19 protein-coding genes are annotated in these 24,091 nt (G+C 28.7%); 12 read left to right on the plus strand and 7 right to left on the minus strand.

Translation table 11 applies throughout. The features are described 5' to 3' along the window. Positions 1-3 precede the first annotated feature (3 nt). Complete coding sequence (locus PXD04_RS18840) at positions 4-843, minus strand: aldo/keto reductase (RefSeq protein ID WP_323736362.1); 840 nt, start codon at positions 841-843, stop codon at positions 4-6. Between the two features lie 180 nt (positions 844-1,023). Here PXD04_RS18840 and PXD04_RS18845 point away from each other — a divergent pair, with 180 nt between their 5' ends. From PXD04_RS18845 to PXD04_RS18870, 6 genes are all read left to right on the plus strand, one after another. Continuing rightward, positions 1,024-2,193 (plus strand): XRE family transcriptional regulator, encoded by a 1,170-nt coding sequence (locus PXD04_RS18845; RefSeq protein ID WP_323736363.1) that lies wholly within the window; start codon positions 1,024-1,026, stop codon positions 2,191-2,193. Beyond that, positions 2,190-2,732: a DUF4411 family protein gene (locus tag PXD04_RS18850; RefSeq protein ID WP_323736364.1), complete on the plus strand. Its 543-nt coding sequence runs from the start codon at positions 2,190-2,192 to the stop codon at positions 2,730-2,732. The genes PXD04_RS18845 and PXD04_RS18850 overlap by 4 nt, the downstream gene beginning before the upstream one ends. Before the next feature lie 135 nt (positions 2,733-2,867). After that, positions 2,868-6,413, plus strand: a complete 3,546-nt coding sequence (locus tag PXD04_RS18855; RefSeq protein ID WP_323736365.1) for a DEAD/DEAH box helicase — start codon at positions 2,868-2,870, stop codon at positions 6,411-6,413. A gap of 30 nt (positions 6,414-6,443) precedes the next feature. Next, on the plus strand, positions 6,444-8,144 hold the full coding sequence (locus PXD04_RS18860) for an ABC transporter ATP-binding protein (RefSeq protein WP_323736366.1): 1,701 nt from the start codon (positions 6,444-6,446) through the stop codon (positions 8,142-8,144). A gap of 5 nt (positions 8,145-8,149) precedes the next feature. Then, complete coding sequence (locus PXD04_RS18865; protein WP_323736367.1) at positions 8,150-8,551, plus strand: hypothetical protein; 402 nt, start codon at positions 8,150-8,152, stop codon at positions 8,549-8,551. Positions 8,552-8,574: 23 nt separating this feature from the next. Then, a complete protein-coding gene (locus PXD04_RS18870) occupies positions 8,575-9,993 on the plus strand; it encodes an ABC transporter ATP-binding protein (RefSeq protein ID WP_323736368.1) in 1,419 nt (472 codons plus the stop codon). A 64-nt stretch (positions 9,994-10,057) separates the two neighbouring features. On the opposite strand, the gene PXD04_RS18875 is transcribed toward PXD04_RS18870, so the two are convergent. Then, complete coding sequence (locus tag PXD04_RS18875; RefSeq protein WP_323736369.1) at positions 10,058-11,827, minus strand: hypothetical protein; 1,770 nt, start codon at positions 11,825-11,827, stop codon at positions 10,058-10,060. Positions 11,828-12,622: 795 nt separating this feature from the next. On the opposite strand from PXD04_RS18875, the gene PXD04_RS18880 reads away from it, so the two are divergent. Beyond that, the gene (locus PXD04_RS18880; protein WP_323736370.1) at positions 12,623-13,144 is read left to right on the plus strand and encodes a nitroreductase family protein; all 522 of its coding nucleotides are present in this window, start codon (positions 12,623-12,625) and stop codon (positions 13,142-13,144) included. Positions 13,145-13,178: 34 nt separating this feature from the next. Here PXD04_RS18880 and PXD04_RS18885 read toward each other — a convergent pair whose 3' ends face one another. The 3 genes from PXD04_RS18885 to PXD04_RS18895 form a co-directional block, all read right to left on the minus strand. Further along, positions 13,179-13,604: a nuclear transport factor 2 family protein gene (locus PXD04_RS18885; RefSeq protein ID WP_323736371.1), complete on the minus strand. Its 426-nt coding sequence runs from the start codon at positions 13,602-13,604 to the stop codon at positions 13,179-13,181. A 126-nt stretch (positions 13,605-13,730) separates the two neighbouring features. Next, positions 13,731-14,669 (minus strand): 3-hydroxyacyl-CoA dehydrogenase, encoded by a 939-nt coding sequence (locus PXD04_RS18890; RefSeq protein WP_323737477.1) that lies wholly within the window; start codon positions 14,667-14,669, stop codon positions 13,731-13,733. A gap of 129 nt (positions 14,670-14,798) precedes the next feature. Beyond that, the gene (locus PXD04_RS18895) at positions 14,799-15,647 is read right to left on the minus strand and encodes a methanogenesis marker 8 protein (RefSeq protein ID WP_323736372.1); all 849 of its coding nucleotides are present in this window, start codon (positions 15,645-15,647) and stop codon (positions 14,799-14,801) included. Positions 15,648-16,100: 453 nt separating this feature from the next. Between PXD04_RS18895 and PXD04_RS18900 the strand changes: the two genes are divergently transcribed. Together PXD04_RS18900 and albA are read left to right on the plus strand one after the other, a co-directional pair. Beyond that, positions 16,101-16,451 (plus strand): hypothetical protein, encoded by a 351-nt coding sequence (locus PXD04_RS18900; RefSeq protein ID WP_323736373.1) that lies wholly within the window; start codon positions 16,101-16,103, stop codon positions 16,449-16,451. A 74-nt stretch (positions 16,452-16,525) separates the two neighbouring features. Next, the gene (gene albA / locus PXD04_RS23455; RefSeq protein WP_409988255.1) at positions 16,526-16,996 is read left to right on the plus strand and encodes a DNA-binding protein Alba; all 471 of its coding nucleotides are present in this window, start codon (positions 16,526-16,528) and stop codon (positions 16,994-16,996) included. Here the strand turns inward: albA and PXD04_RS18910 are convergent. Continuing rightward, positions 16,993-17,793 carry an MBL fold metallo-hydrolase gene (locus tag PXD04_RS18910; protein WP_323736374.1) on the minus strand — a complete coding sequence of 267 codons (801 nt, stop codon included), beginning with the start codon at positions 17,791-17,793 and terminating at the stop codon, positions 16,993-16,995. The two genes, albA and PXD04_RS18910, sit on opposite strands and share 4 nt — an antisense overlap. A gap of 130 nt (positions 17,794-17,923) precedes the next feature. Here PXD04_RS18910 and PXD04_RS18915 point away from each other — a divergent pair, with 130 nt between their 5' ends. Further along, positions 17,924-18,973 carry a stage II sporulation protein M gene (locus PXD04_RS18915; RefSeq protein WP_323736375.1) on the plus strand — a complete coding sequence of 350 codons (1,050 nt, stop codon included), beginning with the start codon at positions 17,924-17,926 and terminating at the stop codon, positions 18,971-18,973. A 12-nt stretch (positions 18,974-18,985) separates the two neighbouring features. Continuing rightward, a complete protein-coding gene (locus PXD04_RS18920) occupies positions 18,986-19,768 on the plus strand; it encodes a TatD family hydrolase (protein WP_323736376.1) in 783 nt (260 codons plus the stop codon). A 24-nt stretch (positions 19,769-19,792) separates the two neighbouring features. On the opposite strand, the gene PXD04_RS18925 is transcribed toward PXD04_RS18920, so the two are convergent. After that, positions 19,793-20,935, minus strand: a complete 1,143-nt coding sequence (locus PXD04_RS18925) for an aldo/keto reductase (RefSeq protein WP_323736377.1) — start codon at positions 20,933-20,935, stop codon at positions 19,793-19,795. Between the two features lie 318 nt (positions 20,936-21,253). On the opposite strand from PXD04_RS18925, the gene PXD04_RS18930 reads away from it, so the two are divergent. Next, positions 21,254-24,019: a hypothetical protein gene (locus PXD04_RS18930; RefSeq protein WP_323736378.1), complete on the plus strand. Its 2,766-nt coding sequence runs from the start codon at positions 21,254-21,256 to the stop codon at positions 24,017-24,019. Positions 24,020-24,091 lie beyond the last annotated feature (72 nt).

A 24,091-nucleotide genomic window follows, 5' to 3' on the forward strand; every position in this document is an offset into this window, starting at 1 on the left:
TATCTACACCTCATATTTTGATATTGCTTCTACAAATTCTGGACTATCAATGTCTGCTATTGGTATTCCAGTTTCTAATTCTTTTATTTTTTCCATATCTTCTTCTTTTAATTCGAAGTCAAATATATTGATATTTTCTGTCATTCTTTCTTTTTTGGTTGATTTTGGGAATGTTATTATTCCTCTTTGGATTATCCATCTTAATATTATTTGTGCTACTGTTTTTTCATATTTTTGTGCTATTTTTTTGAGTGTTTGATTGTTAAATATGTTGTTTTTTCCTTCTGCTAGTGGTCCCCATGATTCTACTGTTGTTTCATATTTTTGGTAGAATGTTTCTATTTGGTCTTGTTGATAGAATGGGTTGACTTCTATTTGGTTTATCATTGGTTTTATTTGGCTGTGTAGTGATAGGTTTACGTATCTTGATGGTGTGAAGTTACATACTCCTATTGCTTTTACTTTGTTTTCTTTGTATAATTCTTCTAATGCTTTCCATGTTGAGTATATGTCTCCAATGTTTTGATGTATTAGGTATAGGTCTATGTAGTTTGTTTTTAGTTTTTTTAATGATTCTTCGCATGCTTTTTTGGTTTCTTGGTAGCCGTGGCTTGTGTGCCATACTTTTGTTGTGATGAAGAATTCTTCTCTTTTGATTCCGCTTTCTTTTATTGCTTCTCCGAGTTCTGCTTCGTTGAAGTATGCTTGTGCTGTGTCAAAGTGTCTGTATCCTACTTCTATTGCTTGTTTTACTATTTCTTTTGTGTTTTCTGGTGGTATTTGAAATACTCCAAATCCTAGTTGTGGTATTTTTGTACCGTTTGTTAATGTTATGTGTTCCATTTTATCACTTTTGTTTTTGTTATTGATATTTTTGGTTTATATAATATAAATAGTTTCCTTAGGAAATAGTTATATGATGAATTAAAAGATAATAATCAAATATTAAAAATAAATAGTTGAAAAAACATAAAATACAATAATAACAAATAATCCCAACAAGATAAAAGTGAGAAAAAAAATATGTCACAAAGCATAACCGTAAATCCCAAATGGATAATCTGGTCAAGAAAATCATTAAACTACACCCTAAAATCAGCAAGCAAAAAACTAAAAATAACAGAATACACCCTCGCACAATGGGAATCCACAGGAGAACTAACCTACAAAAACATGAACAAACTAGCAAAACTATACGATGTAAGCCCACTACTCTTTCTAAACAACACCCCACCACCAGAAATAGAACAATACATCAAAGACTACCGAACAATGAACGACAAACGAATACTATCAAGCCCAGAAATACTGAAAGAAATAAAACACGCAAAACGAAAAAGAATGCTACTACTAGACATAGCAGACAATTTAAACAAAGACCTAACATTCAAATACTACCAAGAAAAAGCACCAAACAAAACAACAATAATATCCACAATAAAAGAATCATTAGACATAAATGCAGTAAAACTAAATGAATACACAATAGACGATTGGATACGAGAATTTGAATCATTAAACATACTCATATTCAAATTCTACAACATAAAACCAGAAGACATAAACGGATATGCATTTAACAACAAAAAATTACCAATCATAGGAATAAACAATAGAAACTCAAATAAAGAAAAAATATTCTCACTATTCAACGAATACGCACACTTACTCATAGGAAAAGATGGAATAAGCGGAGACTATAACAGAGAAAAAGAAGAAGAACTATGTAACTCAATCGCATCAGAAATACTGCTCCCAGCAAAAGAAATAAAGAAAATAAACATAAGCAATATCAACTCAGTAATCAGAATAATATCCACAAGATATAACGTAGGAATGGAAAACATATTATACCGACTAAACAAACTAAATTACCTAACCGATGAAGAACTAGAAGAACAACTACTAAAAAGAGTATATAACAAAGAAACCGAAAACAAAACTGAAAAAGAACCTGAAGAAAAAGAAGAACCTAAAAAAGATAAACCTAAAAAGAAAAGAAACTATAAACAACAACGCCTGAAAACAATGGCATCAAAAAATTTAAACCAAAACGGACACCTATTCGTAGAACTACTACTAGAAGCATACGATGAAGAACTAATAAACGACTTAGACTTATCAAATGAACTGGGAATTCCACATACTGTAATTCCATATGTTATCAACAAATTAAATGGAGGAAGACGATGAACAATCCAAAATATTTGATTGATACCAATATTTTCCTCAGATTCCAAAGCGGTCAACAATACGATAAAGACTGTTTTCCAACCCAATACCAAAACTTCATCAAACTACTAAAAGAAGGAACAGCAGTATCCATAGATAAAGTTAAAAACGAATTAAACGATGAAATTTTCTGTAAAGATCATGAATACTGCTTTAAAGACAGTATAGATAATGAAATTTCAGACACATACAATACACTACGTAGCAAATACCCTGATTACTTTAATAATTATGCATTAGAAAGTCCAGATGATGCAGATCCATATATTATAACATATGCCTATCATAACAATTTATGCATAGTAACACAAGACGAATACCAGTCAACAGCAACCAGACAATCCAATATCAACAAGTACCACATACCTAACCTATGTGAATCATTAGGTGGAACATGCATAGACAATAAAGATAAAAAAGAAAATATTGAAACATATACCTCCGGATTTGGATGCATATGCTTTACAGAATTAATTAGAATAGAAAAATTAATGGAATAATCCCCCCCCCCCAAATAATTTGATTAATATCAAAAAAAATTATTATCCTTTTTTGCACACCATCATAAACATTACCCCATTATAAAATTTTTTTAAAGAAAAAAAATAAAACAAATATAATTCAAATATATACTTATGAAATTTGGGTTAAGTTGGTGGGGAGAAAACTGGTTAAATGCTCTACAAGGAGTTGACCTAACAAACAGAATCCCCCGAGGAAAATCATATGCAAATACTGGTAAAGTATACGATATTGAAATAAATGATAACATTGTTACAGCAAAAGTAACAGGAAAATCATACAATTACTATGATGTAACAATAAGTTTCAGAACATTTAATGAAAAACAAATAGAAACTATACTAGAAACCGTGAAATCAAATGAGTACATCCTATCCTCATTATTAAATCATAAACTACCAAAACAGTTACATGAAGCACTTTACGAAAAAGGAATACAAGTATTTCCCACATCAATAGAATACATAGACCCTGAATGTGATTGTCCAGATTATGCATACATATGCAAACACATTGCAGGCGTAATTTATATGATATCCCATGAAGTGGATAAGGACCCATTTCAAGTGTTTAAACTTCAGGGATGTGACTTACTTAAATTACTAGAATATAAATCTACTAGTAACAATATAAAAAACATATCCGAATTATTCATTTACGACAATGATAATGAAACAATTGAAAAAGAAATAGATTTTTCAAGAATTAAAGATTTAAAAGAGAACATATTTTTCTTATTAAATGATAACCCATTATTTTTTGAAAAAAACTTTAAAACAGTATTAAACAGTATCTATGTTTCAATGGAACGCTTTGTGAAAAAGTTTGTTGATAAATATGAACGCTACGAAGCAAATGGTTATGAACCATATTATAGATTTTCTGGACATACATTTGTTAATATTGATAAAAATGTAGATGATATCACTGCATTCTTAGATAATATTTTCCTAAAAGAATGGAACTATCCTAATCAGTGGGAAACATTACAAATTAACCTAAATAATAAGTACAACATTGATAAAATTGTTACAGGAAATGATTCGCTGCTCACTGAATACCCCTGTGAAGAATTATTATTCACATTTTTAACGGAACTAAGTAAAACAGAATATAAAAATATGAATAAAAATATTGAAACATTAAATACAATCTACCAATTTAGCTTAGAATTAGTTAAAAAGCATTCAATTATTCCAGAATTATTTGAGAGTAACCAGGATTACCATATTCGCTGGATTCCAGCCGTATTTGATGAAGAAATTAACAAAATAATTAACAGTATTGCGAATAATTGTCCGGAAGACTTACTTACATATGATAATAGTGTATTATCACGAAAAGATCAAATTATAACATTAGTTAGTTTAATAATAAACGGATTATTTCATAAATTTAAGAGATTTGGCCTAACACAGGCAATGAGCAAATTATATGAAAAAAGTGTTGTGAAACTATTTCTTGGAGAACCAAGGACTTTCAGTAAATTTGAAGAATCAGGGTATGAAAATCTTATAAATCAATGGTTATCCAAGTTTGTACTAAGTTCAAGAGACTATGATTTATACCTTGTAATTAATGAGGAAGAAAATGATTCATTTAAAGTGGATGTTGAAGTTAACCTTAATGACAAGGGTATGAAAAATATTCAGGAAGTTATCAGTGAAACAATTGATGATAATATAAAATTACAATTGTTGAGTGATATTTATATCATTAATGAAGTATTTCCAGACGTAAATAACATGCTTAACTTTAAGGAAGTTAATTATGATTTAGATGAGTTTTCAAAATTCTTTATGGATACTTTGCCGTTATTTGAAATTCTAGGAATAAACATTATTCTTCCTAAAAATCTTAACAAAATATTTAAACCTAAATTATCTTTAGAAATAGCTGCAAACAAGAATGAAAAAAGTTATCTGACATTTAATGATATTGTTAAGTTTGATTGGAAGGTTGTTCTTGGCAGCACTAATTGCAGTATAGAAGAATTTAATGAATTAGTTGAAAAATCTAGGGGATTAGTTAAGATAGCTAATGATTATGTTATTCTTGATGAAAACGAGACTAAGACATTAATTAAACATATTGAAAAGCTTCCACAGAAATTAAATAAAAATGAGCTTCTTAAGGCTGTTCTTAGTAAGCAGATTAATTATGCTGAAGTTGAAGTTGATGATAACATAAACAATATGCTTGAAAATCTTAATAATAATATTGACGTGGACATTCCTGAGAATCTTAATGCACAGCTTAGACCTTACCAGGAAGTTGGTTTTTCTTGGCTTGTACAGAATATTAAAACAGGTTTTGGTTCTATTCTAGCAGATGATATGGGTCTTGGAAAGACATTACAAGTTCTTACAACAGTCTTGTATCTTAAGAATAATGGAATGCTGAGTAAGGGTAAAATTTTGATTGTTGCTCCTACCAGTTTGCTTACAAATTGGCAACAGGAGATTAACCGGTTTACTCCAACATTATCCAGTTATATTTATCATGGTTCTTCGAGGAAGTTTCCTGATAAAGAGTATGATATTTATTTAACTTCATATGGTGTGATTAGGCGTGATGTTGAAAAGTTCAATGAACAGAAATGGTTTTTAACTGTTGTTGATGAAGCTCAGAATATTAAAAATCCTAACACCCAACAGACTCTTGCAGTTAAGTCCATTAAATCAAGAAATAAGATTGCTTTAAGTGGAACTCCTGTGGAAAATAGGTTATCAGAGTATTGGAGCATTTTTGATTTCATTAATAAGGGTTATCTTACTTCATTAAAGAAGTTTAGAGAAAATTATATTGTTCCAATAGAAAAAGAACGTAATCAGAATGTTTTGAACAACTTTAAACTTATTACACAACCATTCATCCTCAGACGTTTGAAGAGTGATAAGAACATTATTAATGACTTACCAGATAAGATAACTAATGATATTTACTGTAGTTTAACTAAGAATCAAGCAGCAATATATAAGGAAACACTTGACACATTAATACTTGAATTAGATAAATCCGATGGAATTCAAAGAAAAGGAATTGTTTTGAAATTAATTAACTCCTTAAAACAAATCTGTAATCATCCATCACAGTATACTAAGAGCAATAAGTACAGTATTGAAGAATCCGGAAAGATGGAAGTGTTAATAAATATATTAGAGAATATTATAGAATCTAATGAGAAAGTTTTAATATTCACCCAATATGTTGAAATGGGAAATATTATGAAGAAACTTATTGAAGAAAGATTAAAAGAGGAAGTGTTGTTCTTACATGGATCTCTTTCACGTAATAAACGTGACAAGTTAGTAAACAAATTCCAGAACAATTCTCAGTCAAAAATATTTATCGTATCCTTAAAAGCTGGAGGAACTGGTCTTAACCTTACGGCTGCAAGCAATGTTATACACTACGATTTATGGTGGAATCCTGCAGTAGAAAATCAGGCTACTGATCGTGCTTACCGTATAGGACAAAAAGATAATGTTATGGTTTATCGTTTTATAACAAATGGTACATTTGAAGAAAGAATTAATGAAATGATTAAGGATAAGGAAGAATTAGCAGAACTTACTGTAAGTAGTGGTGAGAAATTCATTACAGAAATGAATGATGATGAATTAAAAGAAATGTTAACCTTGAGAAAAACAGATTAAAACAAGTATAATGAATGGAGGGGGTGATTTATGAAAAACATTATTAAAATTTTTAATAGACAACTATTTAAACTAATATTAATAGTAATTTTTCTAATAATTGAAGTATACTGCGACTTAACATTACCATCATATACTGCAGATATTGTTAACAGGGGTATTCAAAATACTGATTTTAACCTTATTACCAGTATTGGTATGAATATGATGTTAATGGTTGCCTTCTCTGTATTAGCCACTATTGTAGTATCATATGTGTCAAGTATTCTTTCATCATCTTATGCTAGAGATTTAAGAGAAGAACTATTTTCGAAAATTCTTAAGTTTTCAAATCATGAATTAAACAAGTTTTCCAGAGCTTCACTTATCACCAGAAGTACTAATGATGTAAGTCAAATACAACACATCCTTGGGATAATGTTCAGAACATTACTATTTGCTCCTATCCTTGCAATTGGCAGTATGATTAAAGTGTTTGAAATCAAATCCAACCTTTCATGGATTATATTCTTAGCTTTCATATCTGTTGTAATTCTCTTAATTGTTGTTATATGGAATGTTATTCCTTATTTTAAGAGAACACAGGAAATTGTGGATAATATTAACAGAGTATCCCGAGAAATATTAATTGGTATTCCAGTTATAAAAGCTTTTGTTAGACAAAAATATGAGAATCAACGATTTGAAAAAGAGAACAAGGATTATTATAATGTTAACTTGCACGTATATAGGACAATGCTGATTCTTATACCTGCCATGAATTTGATTCTTAACCTTATGATAGTACTTATATTATACTTTGGAACTTTCGATGCACTAAATGGTTTACTACTTACTGGAGATCTAATTGCATTTGTTCAATATTCAACCCAGATGGTAGCCTCTTTTATTATGATAGGCGGATTTCTTATCATGCTACCCCGTGTACTAGTATCTGCAAATCGTATCGAAGATGTTCTTAAAACAGATGAAACAATAATCGATGGAACAATAAAAGATTCCTCGGAACATGAAATCTTAGAATTTAGGAATGTATCATATACTTATCCAGGAGCTGAAAAAGAGACTTTGCATAACATCAACTTTAAACTCTATCCCGGTAAAACTACTGCAATAATTGGTGGAACAGGTAGTGGAAAATCAACCATTATGAATTTGATTCCAAGATTACAGGACGTGTCTTCTGGAGAAATTTTAATTAACAATATTAATATTAATAAATATAACTTACAATCCCTTAGAGAAAAATTATCATTGGCTCCTCAAAAAGCAATATTGTTTAGTGGAACAGTAAAATCCAACCTTCTTATGGGTAAGGAGGATGCTGATGAAAAAGAAATGTATACTGCTATAGAAAATGCACAGGCAAGTGAATTTATAGATAATTTAGATATGAAAGTATCACAGGGAGGATCAAATTTTTCTGGTGGACAAAAACAGAGATTATCCATTGCCCGTGCAATCATAGGAGAACATAAGTTTTACTTGTTTGATGATTGCTTCTCTGCATTGGATGTTTCTACAGAAAAACTATTAAGAGATAAATTGAAGAGCATTACCCGAAATAGTGCAGTTTTAATAGTATCACAACGTATAAGTTCTATTAAAGATGCTGATGAAATAATTGTGTTAAATAAGGGTGAAATTGTTGATAAAGGAAGACATGAAGAACTACGTGAAAGATGTCATTTTTATCAAGAAATTATTTCTTCACAAATAGAGTATAGGTGATGTGAATGAGTGAAGATAAGTCTTTATCTCTTAAACATGAAAATACACGTGTACGTCGTGACAGGCGTATGGTATCAAAACCAAATAATATGAAAAAAGCTATTAGACAAGTATTTTCATTATTGAAAGATTATAAACTTAAAATATTTATAACATTTATATGTGCATTAATTAGCACTTCATTCACAGTAATAGGACCATTACTCATCGGTCGTGCCACAACAGTAATCTTTGATGGTATTAACTTAATGATAAATGGCACAGGTACAATAGATGTAGTTACATTGTCATACCTGCTCTTTATTGCTGCAATCATTTATGTGATTAGTGCAGTATTCACATACCTTCAAAGTTGGTTCTTAACACAGATATCAACTAGTGTTAGTTATAATCTCAGAAAAAAGTAATAGAAAAAGTTAATAATTTATCAATGAAAGATTTTGATAAAAATAAAAGAGGAGACATATTATCAAGAATAACTAATGATGTAGATTCCTTACAGACAGGCATAACTTCAACATTTCTACAGTTTATGACGGCAGTAATTACAATTATTGGTGTGTTCTTGATGATGATAAGCATTAACGTAATGCTTACATTATTAACAATAATACTTGTACCATTATCCTTTATAATTATTAGTTTCATTATGAAACGTTCACAGAGATATTATAAGGATCAACTAGTATACAAGGGAATGATAAATGCCCAAATTGAGGAAACATTCAGTGGACATGACATTATACGAACATTTAATCAAGAAAAAGATTCTGTTAAATTATTCAAAAAGGATAATGAAAAATGGTACAACTATGAATGGAAATCCCAGTTCTATTCTAGTTTAATGGGACCTGTAATAAATTTTATTTCCAACTTATCCTATGTTATAATAGCTGTTCTTGGAGCAATACTAGTATTAGAAAGAAGTATTGCTGTAGGAGACATTCTTGCATTCTTCCAGTATATCCAGAATTTCACACAACCAATACAACAGATTACAAGAGTAATGAATCTTGTGCAAACAGCTTTAGCAGCTACAGAAAGAATATTTGAATTCCTAGAAATAGATATTGAAGAAAATAATTCAATTTCAGAAATAAAAGACATATCTGATGAAATATCATTCGAACATGTAGAATTTGCTTATGATGACACACCAGTGATTAATGATTTGACATTCAAGGCAAAAAAGGGAGAAAAAATTGCATTAGTTGGTCATACAGGTGCTGGAAAAACCACTATCATAAAACTATTAATGAGATTTTATGATGTTGATGGTGGAGAAATAAAAATAGATGGTGTGAATATAGAGTGTTATGATAAAAATAGTTTAAGATCTCTGGTTGGAATGGTATTGCAAGATACTTGGTTGTTTAGTGATACCATTAAAGAAAATATAAGGTATGGAAATTTAGAAGCCAATGATGAAGAGATTAAGCGTGCCGCAAAGATTGCATATGCTGATAATTTCATCACACAATTACCTGAAGGGTACGATACTGTTTTAAATGAAGATACTGATAATATTTCAGCAGGTCAAAAACAGTTATTAACTATTGCAAGAACCATACTGTCTGATAAAAAAATTCTCATACTGGATGAAGCTACTTCCAGTATAGATACTAGGACAGAAAAATTAATCCAAGATGCTATGGACAGGTTAACAGAGAATAAAACAAGTTTTATTATTGCTCATAGACTATCAACTATAAAGAATGCTGATAAGATATTAGTTATTGATGATGGTAGAATAATTGAAGTAGGAACTCATGAAGAATTAATAGAATTACCAGATGGTTATTATAATAAACTGTATAAGCAATTTGAATCAGAAGGAGAAGTAAGTTAAACTTCCAATATTCTCCACCTGTTTTTTTAAAAAAAAAAGATGAGGGTTAAAGGAATGTTAAATGTTAATCTATGACTAATTTTCTTTGTATTTCATTAACATCCGTGTAAGTTCCTTTAGCTAGTATTTGTAATTTATATTTTCCATGAAAACTTTCTGGTACCTTATAGTTTATTGATGCACTTCCATTAATAATTTTACATGATCCAATAGTTTCATTATTTATTTTGAATGTTGCATTACCCCTTTTTATATATCCAATACTGTCATTGATTGTAGCTGAAATTTTAATAGTTTTTCCCCGTGTTGCTTTTATATTTTTTGATTGTATAATGGTTGTATTGTCTTTAACCGTTAAAAAGGTTGTTGTGTTTGCTTTGTATAAGTTTTTTCCACCAGAATAAAATATTGTTATTTTATATTTGCCTGCTTTAAGTGATAATGGTATTTTATAGTTTAATACTGTTGTACCTTTAGTTATCTTTTTGACATATTGCTTGTTTCTTATTATTATTGTGACATTTCCACTAGTAGCTTTGATTTTTGTTTTAACTCCCGTTATATTTATAGATAAACGTGCTGTTTTGTTCTGGTAATTTGTTATATTGTTTACTGTTATTTTTGATGCTTGCTTTTTGATTGTTAAAGTTGTGTTAATTTCTTTTCTTGCATATTTTTTGTTTTCTATGTATATAGTTGTAATGTTGTATGTTTTTGCTTTGAAACTAGAAGGTATTTTGTAGATATGTTTGAATTCTCCATATTTATTTGGAGTAATGTTTGCGTTAATTGTTTTACCATTTAATTTTATTACAATTCTCCCATCAGTTATTGGTTTTTTATTATGTGTAACGTTTCCATTTATAATAATATTTTGTCCAGGATAAGCCGTAATATTTTTTGTTGAAATTTTAACGGATTTTTTCAAAATGTTTAAGGAAATAGTTTTAACAGCTCTAGGATTTACTTCATTTCCCACATATACATATTCTAAATTATAATGTTTAGCAGAGAAATTCTTAGGAATAGTATAAGAATAACTGAATTCGTCACAATTATTTAAATATATGTCCGATTTTATAGTACGTCCATTTATTTTTATAGCAATTCTACCCGTTTTAACAGGATTAATGAAATTATCTACAATTCTTGCTTTGAATACAATTTTTTGACCCGGACGTGCCGAAATTTTATCATCTGCCCATATAATTGTATCCAAGAGTTCATCTCTAAACAAGCTAAGATGATAAACTCTATAATCATATGTTTTATTAGTTATTTTATCATGATATTCAAAATCGTAATGTATATTTTCGGGAAATGAACCTTCCCAATTGAATGCATCATCATGTAACGTGTAATTAAATTTACATATTCCATTTTTTAATGGATAATGACCTATAACAACTGTATCTACAACAAGATTACCAGGCCAAGGTGCTGGAAAATATGTTATGCTAAATTTTATATCCCCTGATTTATTCCATATCTCTTTTTCATTTTTCATTAAGTATACTGTAATTTCTTTCTCCTCATTATAAAAAACATAAAACTGATTTGATTCATTATCTACTGTAAGATATCCTTCATCTTTACCATTTTTATAGTAATTTTTGTAGCTTTTATTAATTACTTTGTTTTTTTCAGAAAAATTTTGTTTATTAACCGGTTTATCAATAATTTTATTATTATAGTATTCATTTTGATTTTCATCAGATATTGTATCTTCATCAATGTTTGATTTATGATCAGTAGAATTTAAAGATTCTGCACTAATAACAGATAAAGATAACAATAAAAATATACTAATAATCATTAAAAATTTATATTTCATTATATCACATTAATTATAATTGTTTGTTTATCCATTTTAATAAATAATTTATTTGAATTATTATTAATTATATAATTTTTATACAACACATGGCTCTGATTGTTTAAAGTAAAATTTCGTGGAGGTAAAAATGCATCTGTATATTTTATAGTTTTAACCTCTTTTATTGTAGTGAAACTTAAACAAACAGTTTTTCTTTTATAATCTAACTTTAGTTATTTTTATATTAATTTCGTTTTTTTCCTTATTATGTCATATGTTGACTGTTTTGTGTTTCTTCTTTTGTTGGATATGAAACACTATGTAATAAGGAGGGTGGTTTTATCGTGTTAGATATTTTGTGTTTAGTAGTATTGTTGCCTCCTAAATTTTTTTTTTAATAAAATTAATTTTAATGTTTTGGTGTTTAATATTTTATATTTATTACAGTTAGGTATTTGTGCTTTTTATTATATATAATTTGGTTTATGTTCTTTATTTTAAATATTATTTATTGTGTAGGTATATTTTTGAATATTAAACATTGTTTAATGTTTTTTTTTGATTGAAAGTTTATGTAAAAATAGTTGATCTTTTAGTATGTTATCTGATATTTTATTAAAGTAATAAATGATGAAATATTTGTTGTAAATTATAATTTTGTTGATTATAAATATAATAAGATGTTGTCATGAGTTATAATTGTTGTGTGTATTGATAGTTATGTGAATGTTTAATTTGTATTACTGGAAATATTTTTTAGTTATGAGGGTCTTATATTTATTTGTAAAATGAATTATTAGGTTGGATTTGTAAATGAATTTAATGGATGTTATTCTTAGTAGAAGAAGTGTTCGTAATTATGTTGATGAGGATATTGATGATGATGTTTTAGATAGGATTTTAGAGGCTGGTTTACTTGCTCCTACTAGTCGTAATAGGAAGCCTTGTGAGTTTATTGTTGTGAAGGATAAAGATGTTTTAAAGCAGTTGTCTGAATCTAAGGCTTCTGGTTCTGGTATGCTTGCTGGTTGTAATGTTGCTATTGTTGTTATTGCTGATAGTGATAAGGCGGATACTTGGATTGAAGATTCTTCTATTGCAATGGCTTATATGGATTTAATGGCTAATTATTATGGTATTGGTTGTTGTTGGTGTCAGTCTCATTTAAGATTTTCTGGTGATGGTGTGAAATCTGAGGATGTTGTTAGAAATATTTTGTCTTTAGAAAATAAGTATCGTATTGTTGGTATTTTATCTTTGGGAGTTAAAGAGTTTGATTTGGAACCTCATACTTTGTCTGAGATTGATAAAAATAAGGTAAAATATATTAAATGAATGGAAAATGTTATTTTCCACTAGTACTATTTTTTTATTCATCTTCGTGTTTTTTTGGTGTGTATGATGTGTCCCATTTTACGAAGCGCCAGTCTCCATCAATTTTTCTTAGTTTGAATTTTGAGTCTAGGTTCCATATGCTTTGTACTCCTAGTAAACATGTTCTTAGGTCTACTATTGTGATTATGGATGCTTTGTTTTCTTTGAGTTTTATTGATGGTATTTGTATTTTGGATTCCCTGTAATGCAGAACATCTTCTGATATGTCTTTTAGGAATTCTGTTTTTGTTTCTTGTCTTCCTGATCCTCTTATTAGTAGGAATGAGTCATCAAATAGTTCATCTAGTTTTTCTATGTCTTTGTTTAGTAGTGCTTTTTGTAGTTGAACTAGTTTGTCTACTACTTCTTTTTCTACTCCTTCAAAATTGTTATCAAACATTAAGCTTACATGTTTTGCCATGTTATTCCCTCCTATGTTAAATTTTTTTATGTTTATTTTGTTTAAAATTAGGAAAAGTTATTATTTAATATAGGAGATTGGTGAAAAAAATAATAAAATAAAAAGAGTTTTAATTCTTGATTTTATTTAATTATATTTGTAAAATCCTTCTCCTGCATTTATTCCTGTTTTTCCTTGATCTATTTTTTCTTTTAATTTGGCTGCTATTTTTCCTGGTGTTGTTGTTGGATCTTTAGCTTCTGGATTCATTATTACTATATTATATGCTGTGGTTAATCCGACCACATCAAGTATTCTGAATGGTCCATTTGGTGCTCCTGTTGCTAGCATCCATGTTTTGTCTATTGTTTCTGGATCTGCTACTTCATTTGCATATAATGCTTCTGCTGCACTTAAGAATGGTACTAACATTGAGTTTAGTATGTATCCTGGTTGTTCTTTCTTAAGTTGTAATGGAACCATGTTTATTGCTTCTGCAAATTTTACTACTTCGTCATAATATTTTTGTTCGGTTTCTGGGTGTCCCATTACCTCTGCAGTATTGTTTTTCCATATTTCGTTTGCGAAGTGTAATGCTAAGTATTTAGCTGGTCTGCCAGTGTATTCTGCGAATGTGCTTGGTAATAGTGTTGATGAGTTTGTTACTAAGATTGTTTTTTCTGGCATGTGTTTTGCTAATTCTTGGTAGAATGGAATTTTTTGTTTTGGGTCTTCTGCTATTGCTTCTATTATTAAATCAGCGTCTTTTGCTGCTTCTTCATAACTTGTTGTTAATTGTATGTTTTTATGGGCTGTTTCTGTCTTTTGTTTTAGTTGTTCTATTTCTTCGTTTGTTAATTTTGTCTTGTCTGTAAATCCTCTGCAGTATGCTTGTGGATTTGTTTTCATTTCTTCCATTGTATTTATATATATTTCTTTTAACCTATTTAATTTTGGTTGTGCTCTTTCTATAGATGCTTCACTTCTTAACCATATTGTTACATCGAATCCGGAAAATGCACTTTGGAATGCTATTTGACTTCCAAGTACTCCTCCACCTGCTACTACTACTTTTTTTATATTCATTTTTGTCATCTGTATCCTTTTTGTTTGTTTTTGGTTTTCATAAGTGTTGTCTTATGGTTTTCTAGTATTATTTTGGTTAGATTAGTATATATAATTTATCATGAATTATCATGATAAATTATAAGTTTTTTAAATCAAAGGTTTAGGTTTTTTATCCAAATCCAACGGATATTCATTTACACTTAACGATTTATTAACATGACGTAACCTGTCATCCAAAAACTTCCTACCACTCTCAGTTACTGCAAAAATAGGCACAGATTCACCATAATAATAAGGTTTCTTGGACTGTGCAACATCAAGAATAGCTTTAGATGCACAACCAGTTATTATATCAGCATCCTCAAATATTGATTCTGCTTCTTGCCTTGTTGTACCTGTAGTATGAGCAACAAATATGTAAACATTTACATCATCAGGTACTTCATATTCCCTTATTTCATGCACAATAACAGACGGAATAACAGTCACAGCAATATTTTTAAAACCTCGTTCTACTGCCATTTTTAATCCTTTAATTTGATTTAACTCTGCAGTTTCAGGGTTTAAAACATTTTCACTACCTAAACCTTCAATTATCTCAGGTATCGGTGTTGTACTTACAAGTCCAGATACTCTTCCACCGACTCCCTGCACAATATCCGGATCAGTCATCAGTACTGTTCCTGCACCATCACATGCTCCAACAACACAATCAATATTTCCTATTTCAACATTACTTCTAAGTATTTCCGATATTCCTACAGATAACATGTCATCCATTTTAAGGATTCTGTCCTTTGTACACATACCAAAGTCATCTATCCTGTATTGTATGTTTTTTCTTATGTCTTCCCGGGTTATTTGTTTAATATTATGATATTTCCCAAATATTGGACAGTAATCTATAACTGGTTCACTTACACTTGTTATTTCACCATTTTCTATAATTACTTCTGCTTTACCTAATGCTTCTATTACATGTTTATCTTTCACCATATCATATCCCCAATACTCTGTGATTATTTAAAAATATTAAAATGATTAAATAAATAAGTTTTCAATAAAAAAGATAAAAATTATAAAAAAATAGTAGTTTAGAACCCTGGTTTAAAACCAAATACTTTTTGAGCTAGCCTAAATGCTATTTTATTAACAAATAATGTTACTATAAAGTATGCTACAACCCATCTTAAAGGCCAGTACAAGAAACATATTTCTAAAGGCATACCACTAGGAACAGCAAATATTATAGGCATAATAATACTCATCATAAAACTTATGAAAAAAGCTATAGGATTCCAAAATAATTGTTTATAATTCACCATTTCACCCCTACATTCTCATAATTATATATATTCAATCAATTATATCAATATTACTATTAATAATCCCATTAATGTAAACCTATTTAAACATTATCCTAAATAACTATTACTAGGAGTTCATCATATGAATACTAAAAAATTAACACTTAATATTTTAGATTTTACAAGAGAATTAAATTTTTTTAAATATTATTACAAGTACCTATTATCATATTGCATAGACAATAAATTACACTATGATGGAAAATTAGCTGTTGAAATTATTAAATTTAATGAAGAAATTGACAGATTACTAGAAAATCCCGATAAAATATTGACTGTTGATGATATTAAATTCATTATACGTATAGCTGAAGGAAGAGTTTTTAAACAATTAAACGAATTATCAATAGAATATAATCGTCAGAACACACATGACATCCTAAAAGTTCCACGATATAAAATGTTCCATGTTCTTGAACATCACGGTTACTAAAAATAATTAAAAAAAAATATTATTACTTAGTAAATACAAAAATAAATATAGGATTATATTAGAGGTTTAATACAATGAGTGAAAATTTATCATTTACACAAGAATTAAGAAAACTAGGATTAATTGCAGATGCTAACAATAACAACACAACAAGTAACAATGCTGATAAAGTTACTGAAAAGACAAGTGCTTCAAAAATTGAAAATAAAACAACTGCACCTCTTAAAGATAATAAAAGTACAGAAGAGAAAGTTGAAAAAAGAAGTTTTGATTTTAACGATTCCATAATGTATATTGGAAAAAAACCTACCATGAATTATGTTTTATCTATTAACACAAGAATGCTTGAAGGTTTAGATAAAGTTACTGTTAAATCAAGAGGAAAAAACATCAGTAAAGCTGTGGATGTAGCAGAAATTGTTACAAACAGATTCATTACAGATGCAAATGATGATGATGTGAAACTTTCTACTGAAGAAATATTCCGTGAAGACGGAACTAGTACCAATGTATCAACCATAGAAATAGTTATACAAAGAAATTAAATGGAAATTTCTTCTAAATCATAGGGAACATACAAATTTCCCTTGAAAATCTTTTTACCTTCAGAAAGATATAATTCTTTCCTATTTTTAATATTTTTATCTTCAGTATGATATAATACCAGATTTTTTATCCCTAATTCTTCTGCTACTCTACATGCATCAGCAACTGTTGAATGATTTTTCTCGTATGCTTTAAACAATTTTTCTTCTGATTTTAGACAAAAAGCTTCATGAATTAACCAGTCACTATTTTTAACATGTTTTTCATTAATTTTATTGTATGGTTCATCGCCACAACAAGTTAAATTCTTGTTTTCTTCATAATTAATCTTAAATCCATACTGTTTTGCTTTATTTGAACATACATCAAAAAATGTTACTTCTTTATTAAATATATTTCTTGATTCGCCATCTTTCACTTCTATTAAAAATAATGATTTATTCAATAATTGAAGGTCTTTTTTTTCCAGGAACTTTTCTATGAAGTCTCTTATTAGGAATATGACTTCATTGTGAGAATAGATATTTAAAGTTCCTTCGTGTTCGTTACGATTAGTATGCTGACAGAACATTCTAACTATCCACAATACCCCTATAAGATGATCCATGTGTTTATGTGTAACTATAATATTTTGTATCTGTTTCCAATTGATTCCTACCTTATCCAATTGATTAAATATGCCACTTCCTCCCCCACCATCTACTAGAATGAGGTTATTATCATCCTTCAGTAAAAAACAGCTATTATAACAATTTAATACTGAAGCATTCCCTGTTCCCAACATTATTAATTCCATTCATTTGTCCTCCCTTAGTAGAGTTTATCTAAGAAATAACTAATATAATTAACAATTAATTTATACCAATAATATCAATATATTTATTAAGAGAAAAAAACTGCTGAGAAAAAAAATATGGAGGAAATATATGGATGAAAATAATTCAACTCAAAGATTAACAAGTGATAAACATAACATAATATATTTCACCAATAATGAAAATGTTAAAGAAGAACAAGAAGGTGTACAAACATCTCCTAAGAAAATAGAAGCAACTCGATATATTGCTCCTGTAATTATCTCAATTCTTATCTATTCAATATGTGCATGGGCTACTAAGGCAGGTTTTGTTGAAATACTTGATTTAGAACTTCCTTTTCTAATCATTCTTACATTGATACTTACTGAATCCGTTATTCAAGGTTTTGCTAAGTATTCATACCCTCTTTATGTTTTAGCAGGGATTATAGTTTATTCTGTTAGTAAGAATTATGCATTATTTATTATAATAGCATTAACTGGTGTTCTAGTATCAAGATGTTTAGAAGAGATTTATTATAACAGGTATGATTATCCAAACATGAATGATGATGACTTTAATATAAAGTCTTTTGTTTCTAGGATAAAATATCATATTCTTCTTTCATTACTGTTATTTGTAATATTTCTGATTTTAGGATACTTTTATCCGGGAGTATTTCAGCCTTTAGTAATGCCTTCTGTTGAAAACTTACATAATGGTGTTCAAGAAGGAACAGTGAAATTGGAAACAATCCCCTTATTTATCAATAATTTCTCTGTTGCAGCGAATATGATTTTAAGCGGATTTTATCTTAGTACATATACAGTGTACCTGTTAGTGTTTAATGCATTGTTTATAGGTTTTTCAGGGGCTATTACAAATATTAAATATTTCTTAGCATTTACTTTACCTCATGGAATAATTGAGTTATTTGCAATAATATTATCTTGTGCAGCTGGTTTAAGAATTACTCATGCACTTCTTGTGTTGTTAAATGGAATTAAATTAAATATGGAGAATAAGTCAGAAATTTTTGCTGATGCTTGTAATAATTTTGTTAAAATGTTTATAGATGTGGCCATACTGATTATATTAATTGTGATTATGTTATTAGTTGCTGCATTTATTGAAGCAAATTTAACTATAACTATTGGAACATTTTTATATAATTTTTAGGAGTTTGATTTTATGGAATTAATAGATATTGGTCTTAATTTGATGCATAAATCTTATGATAAAGATAGGTTAGATGTTTTAAGAGAAGCTAGAAAAGTTGGTGTGACTAAATCAATTATTACTGGAAGTAGTATAAGGTCCAGTATTAGTGCTGTTGAATATGCTAGAGGCAATTCCTGTGTTTATGCTACTTGTGGTGTTCATCCTCATGATGCTAAAACTTGTGATGAAAATACTATTGATACTTTAAGAAAACTTGCTGAAGAGGATTGTGTGGTTGCTATTGGTGAGTGTGGATTAGATTATAATAGAAACTTTTCGCCACAACCTGTTCAGAGAAAATGGTTTGAAAAGCAGATTGAGTTAGCAGAAGAATTAGATATGCCCTTGTTTCTCCATGATCGTGAGTCTTATGATGATTTTGCTAAGATTATGCGTAAACATTCTAAAGTTGCTTCTAGAAGTGTTGTTCACTGTTTTACAGGTACTAAGTATGAAGCTGAGGATTACCTGGACTTGGGTTGTTATATTGGAGTTACGGGATGGATTTGTGATGAACGAAGGAATGATGAATTATTGAAGGCTATTAAGGTTATTCCTCCTGAACGGTTGATGATTGAAACTGATGGTCCATTTTTGTTACCTCGTGATTTATCTCCGAAACCTAAGAAAAATAGGAATGATCCTAAATATTTACCACATATTTTAAAGAGAATTGCTAAAGAGATGAATATGGATTATGAGGAATTAGGAGATATTGTTACTAGTAATACTCGTAAATTCTTTAAAATATGAAAAAAAAGAGTGTGGAATGGATGATTATTCATTTGAAAAACCATATAATGGAATTTCAAATGTTTCTTTAACATCCTTCATTACTTCTGGTATTTTAATGTGTTGTGGACATTCTTTTTCGCATAATCCACAGCTTATACAGTCAGAAGCTATTCCGTTACCTTCTATTTTTGAATAGTTAACGTATGCATTACCTACTGCTGTGAATATATCAACGTTTTCTATTTTTTGGTTATTATACCAGTCAAATAGTTTTGGTATGTTTATGTTTTTAGGACATGCATTTATGCAGTATTTGCATTTTGTGCATGGTACTGTTATTTGACTGTTGATTATTTTTACTACTTTGTCTATTATTTCTTGTTGTTCATCTGTGATTGGTTCGAAGTTTTCGAATATTTCTATGTTTTCTTCCATTTGTTCTAGACTACTTGCTCCACTGAGTACCATGAACACACCTTCTAAGCTTGCATCATATTTGAGTGCCCATGCGACTGGTTTATCATCATTGTATTGTTCCATTAGTTTTTGTGCTTCTTCTGGTAGGTTTGCTAGGAATCCTCCTTTTAGTGGTTCCATTATGACTATTGGAAGTTCATATTTTCTTGCTACTTCGTAACATTTTCTTGCTTCTACTCCTTCATTTTCCCAGTCCAGGTAGTTGATTTGTAGTTGGATAAATTCCATTTCTGGATATTTTTTGAGTAGGTTTTCTATGTATTCTGCATTTGCGTGTGATGATAGTCCTAGATGTTTTATTTTTCCTTCTTTTTTCTTTTGTATTGCAAATTCGAATGAGTTTACTCCGATGAATCCTGCTTCTGAGAATCCGCTTGCGTTGTGTAGTAGGTAGTAGTCGAAATAGTCTACTCCGCATCTTTTTAGTTGTTCCTGGAATATTGGTTCTAATTCTTCTTCTTTGGTTATTGCGAATAGTGGTAGTTTATCTGCTATTACAAATGAATCTCGTGGGTATCTTTCTACTACTGCTTTTCTTAATGCTACTTCACTGTTTCCATCATGGTATGGGTATGCTGTGTCGAAATATGTGTATCCTGCTTCTATAAATTTATCTGCCATTTTATTTACTTGTTCTTGGTCAACATTGCTAAAATCGTTTTTGTCTGTTTGTGGTAGTCTCATCATTCCGAATCCCATTTTTTTCATAATATAACTCCTTATTTTTTTTGTCATGTTTTTTTTTGATAGATTTATTTTTTTTTGTAGTAGTATGATTTGTTTTAATCGTTTCTTGATTAATTTTTATTTGTATTATTTTTTTTTAATTTTTGTTGTTTTTTATATATTTTACATGTTATTTATGCATATACTATTTGTTTTATATGTTTATATTTGTATTTAGTGTAATATTAATTTTTGTTTATCAAAAATTATAAATAGTCATTAATATAGATTATTTATTAGTCATTGTATAATATGACTAGTTATTTTTTATAAAATATATAGGAGTTATAAAGTTAAATAATGAGTTTTAATAAATATTTAAAAATATTAATACTTTTAACATTATTATTAATACTAAATAATGCCATATACGCAACAGACACAGAAAACACAACAACCCCCAAGGAAACAAACACAGAAAAAACAGAAATAAGCAATGTGAACACATATAATAACCTACGAGATACAATAACAAAAATAAAATCATCAAACACTACAAATCATGAAATAAACCTAAAACAAAACACATACAAATTAACAAACATATTCACAAATGACTTATATTCAACAACACCCCATAACATAACAATCAACGGAAACCATTCAATAATCGACGGACAAAACAAATACAGTTTCCTAAGAAACCCATTAAACGCAGTCCTAACTATAAACAATCTCACAATATTAAACACAAAAAGTGAATTCGGACCCGCACTAACAAATTCAGGCATGCTAATACTAGAAAATGTGAAATTCGAAAACAACAGAGGACACACTATAAAACCAACACTAGGTGGAGGAGCAATATATACAGACAGTTCACTTTACATTAAAAACTGTTCTTTCAAGAACAATGGAGAACATATCGATGGAAGCACAATATACATCAATGAAAACCCTGATCAAAATAATGTAATTAATATAATCAATTGCACATTCCAAAACAACACCTCCCTCCAAGGATCTACAATAAAATTATTAGGACAAACAATAACAAACATCCAAAATTCCACCTTCATAAATGAAAATGCAAACGATTCAATCATCAAAAATACACTATCCCAACTAAACATAACAAACTGTTCCTTTATAAACGAAAATTCAAGCAACATAATAAACAACGATAACAAATGCAACATTAACAACATCCTCATATATGACAACAACATAAACAATACAATTCTAACTAACAGGAATATTGTTCTGAATAATTCAAAAATATACAATAACAAAGTTAACACAATACTAAAATATTGCAACAATGCCACTATAGAAAATACCAGTATTTACAGCAATTACATTAATAAAACATTAATCCACAGTAGTTATAATGAAAATAATACTGAAATATTCTTATTCAAATCTAGAAACATGACAATACTAGACAATACTGCAAACAGAACCTGTGGAATAAAAAATGAGTATGAAAATTCCAGAATAATTATAGAAGAATCCCTCTTTAAAAATAATACCTCCTTACTAGATGAGGGAATATTATATGATTTTAATGGAAATGTGCATGTAAAAAATACTAAATTTTTTAACAATACAGCAGAGGACTTATTTAAAGGAAGCACAACTGTTTTCCAGGAAGTGACTGGTAACGAGTATAAAGGAAACTATCTGAAAATATACCTGAATAATTCCTTAGGAACAAATGAAAATAATTTTGTTATCAGTGGCCGTTTAGAAACTGATAAGATATATAATACAAGTGTTAAATCAGGAAAATTATATTTATATCAAAATAATAGCAAATTATGTGAAGAAGAAGTATTAAAACCGGAATTTATCATAGAATACCCGTATAACAAAGAATTAAGGAACATAATATTAAACTATGATGGAGTAACTGACTTTAGAAATAAGACATCACCTATTGATTTATCATACCTTGATGAGAAATACACCCTTGAAATTACCAATATAACAAAATCATTCATATATGGAGACCATATTACCTTTAACATGGAGATTAAGAACACAGGAAATGTCAAGGTTAAGAATATCATATTAAATAATGTATTGCCAAATGAATTAACTTATATTAATTCAACTGATAAATTCGATAAGGAAAATAACACTCTTCATCTGAGTTTGTTAGAGGTTAATGAAAACAGGAGCATTACATTTTATTTACTTCCAAATAGGTATGAAGATTTGAATTTAGAATTCAATATATACAGTAGAAAAGAGAATAAAACTTACACATTCCTTGAAGATATAGTCTTTATTAAACCAGAAATCAAGATTAATACTTTTATTTCACACCCTGGTGATGTGACTAATATCAGTGCCACCATTAATAATTACAACAAAAGCAGCATAGACAATATTCATGTAATATTCAATTATAAGGAAATTAAGAACTTTACATGTAGTTTTAAAGATAATTATTTAATTATTGAAAATTATAAACTAAGTGAATCGTTAACAAAGAAAAAATATATGTTAAAAATAATCTGTGACAACGATAACCTAGAAGAATTCTCTGACACAACATTAGTATCAGTGATTAAATACAACACTCATAGTTTTATGAGTTGTAATATTTCCAATAGCTATATGAATTTAAGTGTAAATGTTGTTGATGAAAATGATAATAATGTTAATGCTGGTTCAGTTGCATTAAAAGTTAATGGTAAAACCGTGAAAATATTGAAAGTAAAGAATGGTATGGTAGTTTTAGAAAATTATAAGTTAAAAAGTAATTATAATAATAAATACGATATTTCATTAACATTTACTGGAAATAATAAGTATAATTTACATTACAACAATATTACTGTGAAAGAATCTAAGAAAACAGTTCATTTTATCATAGACTATACTATTACGGATAAGTTATATTTATCTGTCAAGATGCTTGGGGATAATAATGTTTTACCTGAGAGTGGATTAGTTGCCATTAAGATTAATGATAAGACAATTCTTCCCAAGATGGATGTTAATGAAAGTTATAACATAGTGTATAATATTACTGAAATTCCATGTGTTAACAGTATTAGTGCTTGTTATTATGGAAATGAGAATTTTTTAGAAGCAAGAAAAACTATTACAGTTTAGAATAATATTTTTTTAGAGTATATTTTTCATATACTCTTTAAATTTTTGAAAAGGTATAAATATTGATTAAAC

The sequence above is a fragment of the Methanosphaera sp. ISO3-F5 genome (assembly GCF_034480035.2).
Classification (GTDB): Archaea; Methanobacteriota; Methanobacteria; order Methanobacteriales; family Methanobacteriaceae; genus Methanosphaera.

Excerpts from the sequence above, each read along its gene's own strand:
- PXD04_RS18895 (WP_323736372.1), bottom strand. The coding sequence starts at position 15,647 with ATGGTGAAAGATAAACATGTAATAGAAGCATTAGGTAAAGCAGAAGTA.
- PXD04_RS18845 (WP_323736363.1), top strand. The coding sequence starts at position 1,024 with ATGTCACAAAGCATAACCGTAAATCCCAAATGGATAATCTGGTCAAGA.
- PXD04_RS18885 (WP_323736371.1), bottom strand. The coding sequence starts at position 13,604 with ATGGCAAAACATGTAAGCTTAATGTTTGATAACAATTTTGAAGGAGTA.
- PXD04_RS18910 (WP_323736374.1), bottom strand. The coding sequence starts at position 17,793 with ATGGAATTAATAATGTTGGGAACAGGGAATGCTTCAGTATTAAATTGT.
- PXD04_RS18865 (WP_323736367.1), top strand. The coding sequence starts at position 8,150 with ATGAGTGAAGATAAGTCTTTATCTCTTAAACATGAAAATACACGTGTA.
- PXD04_RS18855 (WP_323736365.1), top strand. The coding sequence starts at position 2,868 with ATGAAATTTGGGTTAAGTTGGTGGGGAGAAAACTGGTTAAATGCTCTA.
- PXD04_RS18890 (WP_323737477.1), bottom strand. The coding sequence starts at position 14,669 with ATGAATATAAAAAAAGTAGTAGTAGCAGGTGGAGGAGTACTTGGAAGT.
- albA (WP_409988255.1), top strand. The coding sequence starts at position 16,526 with ATGAGTGAAAATTTATCATTTACACAAGAATTAAGAAAACTAGGATTA.
- PXD04_RS18915 (WP_323736375.1), top strand. The coding sequence starts at position 17,924 with ATGGATGAAAATAATTCAACTCAAAGATTAACAAGTGATAAACATAAC.
- PXD04_RS18880 (WP_323736370.1), top strand. The coding sequence starts at position 12,623 with ATGAATTTAATGGATGTTATTCTTAGTAGAAGAAGTGTTCGTAATTAT.
- PXD04_RS18875 (WP_323736369.1), bottom strand. The coding sequence starts at position 11,827 with ATGAAATATAAATTTTTAATGATTATTAGTATATTTTTATTGTTATCT.
- PXD04_RS18930 (WP_323736378.1), top strand. The coding sequence starts at position 21,254 with ATGAGTTTTAATAAATATTTAAAAATATTAATACTTTTAACATTATTA.
- PXD04_RS18925 (WP_323736377.1), bottom strand. The coding sequence starts at position 20,935 with ATGAAAAAAATGGGATTCGGAATGATGAGACTACCACAAACAGACAAA.
- PXD04_RS18900 (WP_323736373.1), top strand. The coding sequence starts at position 16,101 with ATGAATACTAAAAAATTAACACTTAATATTTTAGATTTTACAAGAGAA.
- PXD04_RS18840 (WP_323736362.1), bottom strand. The coding sequence starts at position 843 with ATGGAACACATAACATTAACAAACGGTACAAAAATACCACAACTAGGA.
- PXD04_RS18870 (WP_323736368.1), top strand. The coding sequence starts at position 8,575 with ATGAAAGATTTTGATAAAAATAAAAGAGGAGACATATTATCAAGAATA.
- PXD04_RS18850 (WP_323736364.1), top strand. The coding sequence starts at position 2,190 with ATGAACAATCCAAAATATTTGATTGATACCAATATTTTCCTCAGATTC.
- PXD04_RS18860 (WP_323736366.1), top strand. The coding sequence starts at position 6,444 with ATGAAAAACATTATTAAAATTTTTAATAGACAACTATTTAAACTAATA.
- PXD04_RS18920 (WP_323736376.1), top strand. The coding sequence starts at position 18,986 with ATGGAATTAATAGATATTGGTCTTAATTTGATGCATAAATCTTATGAT.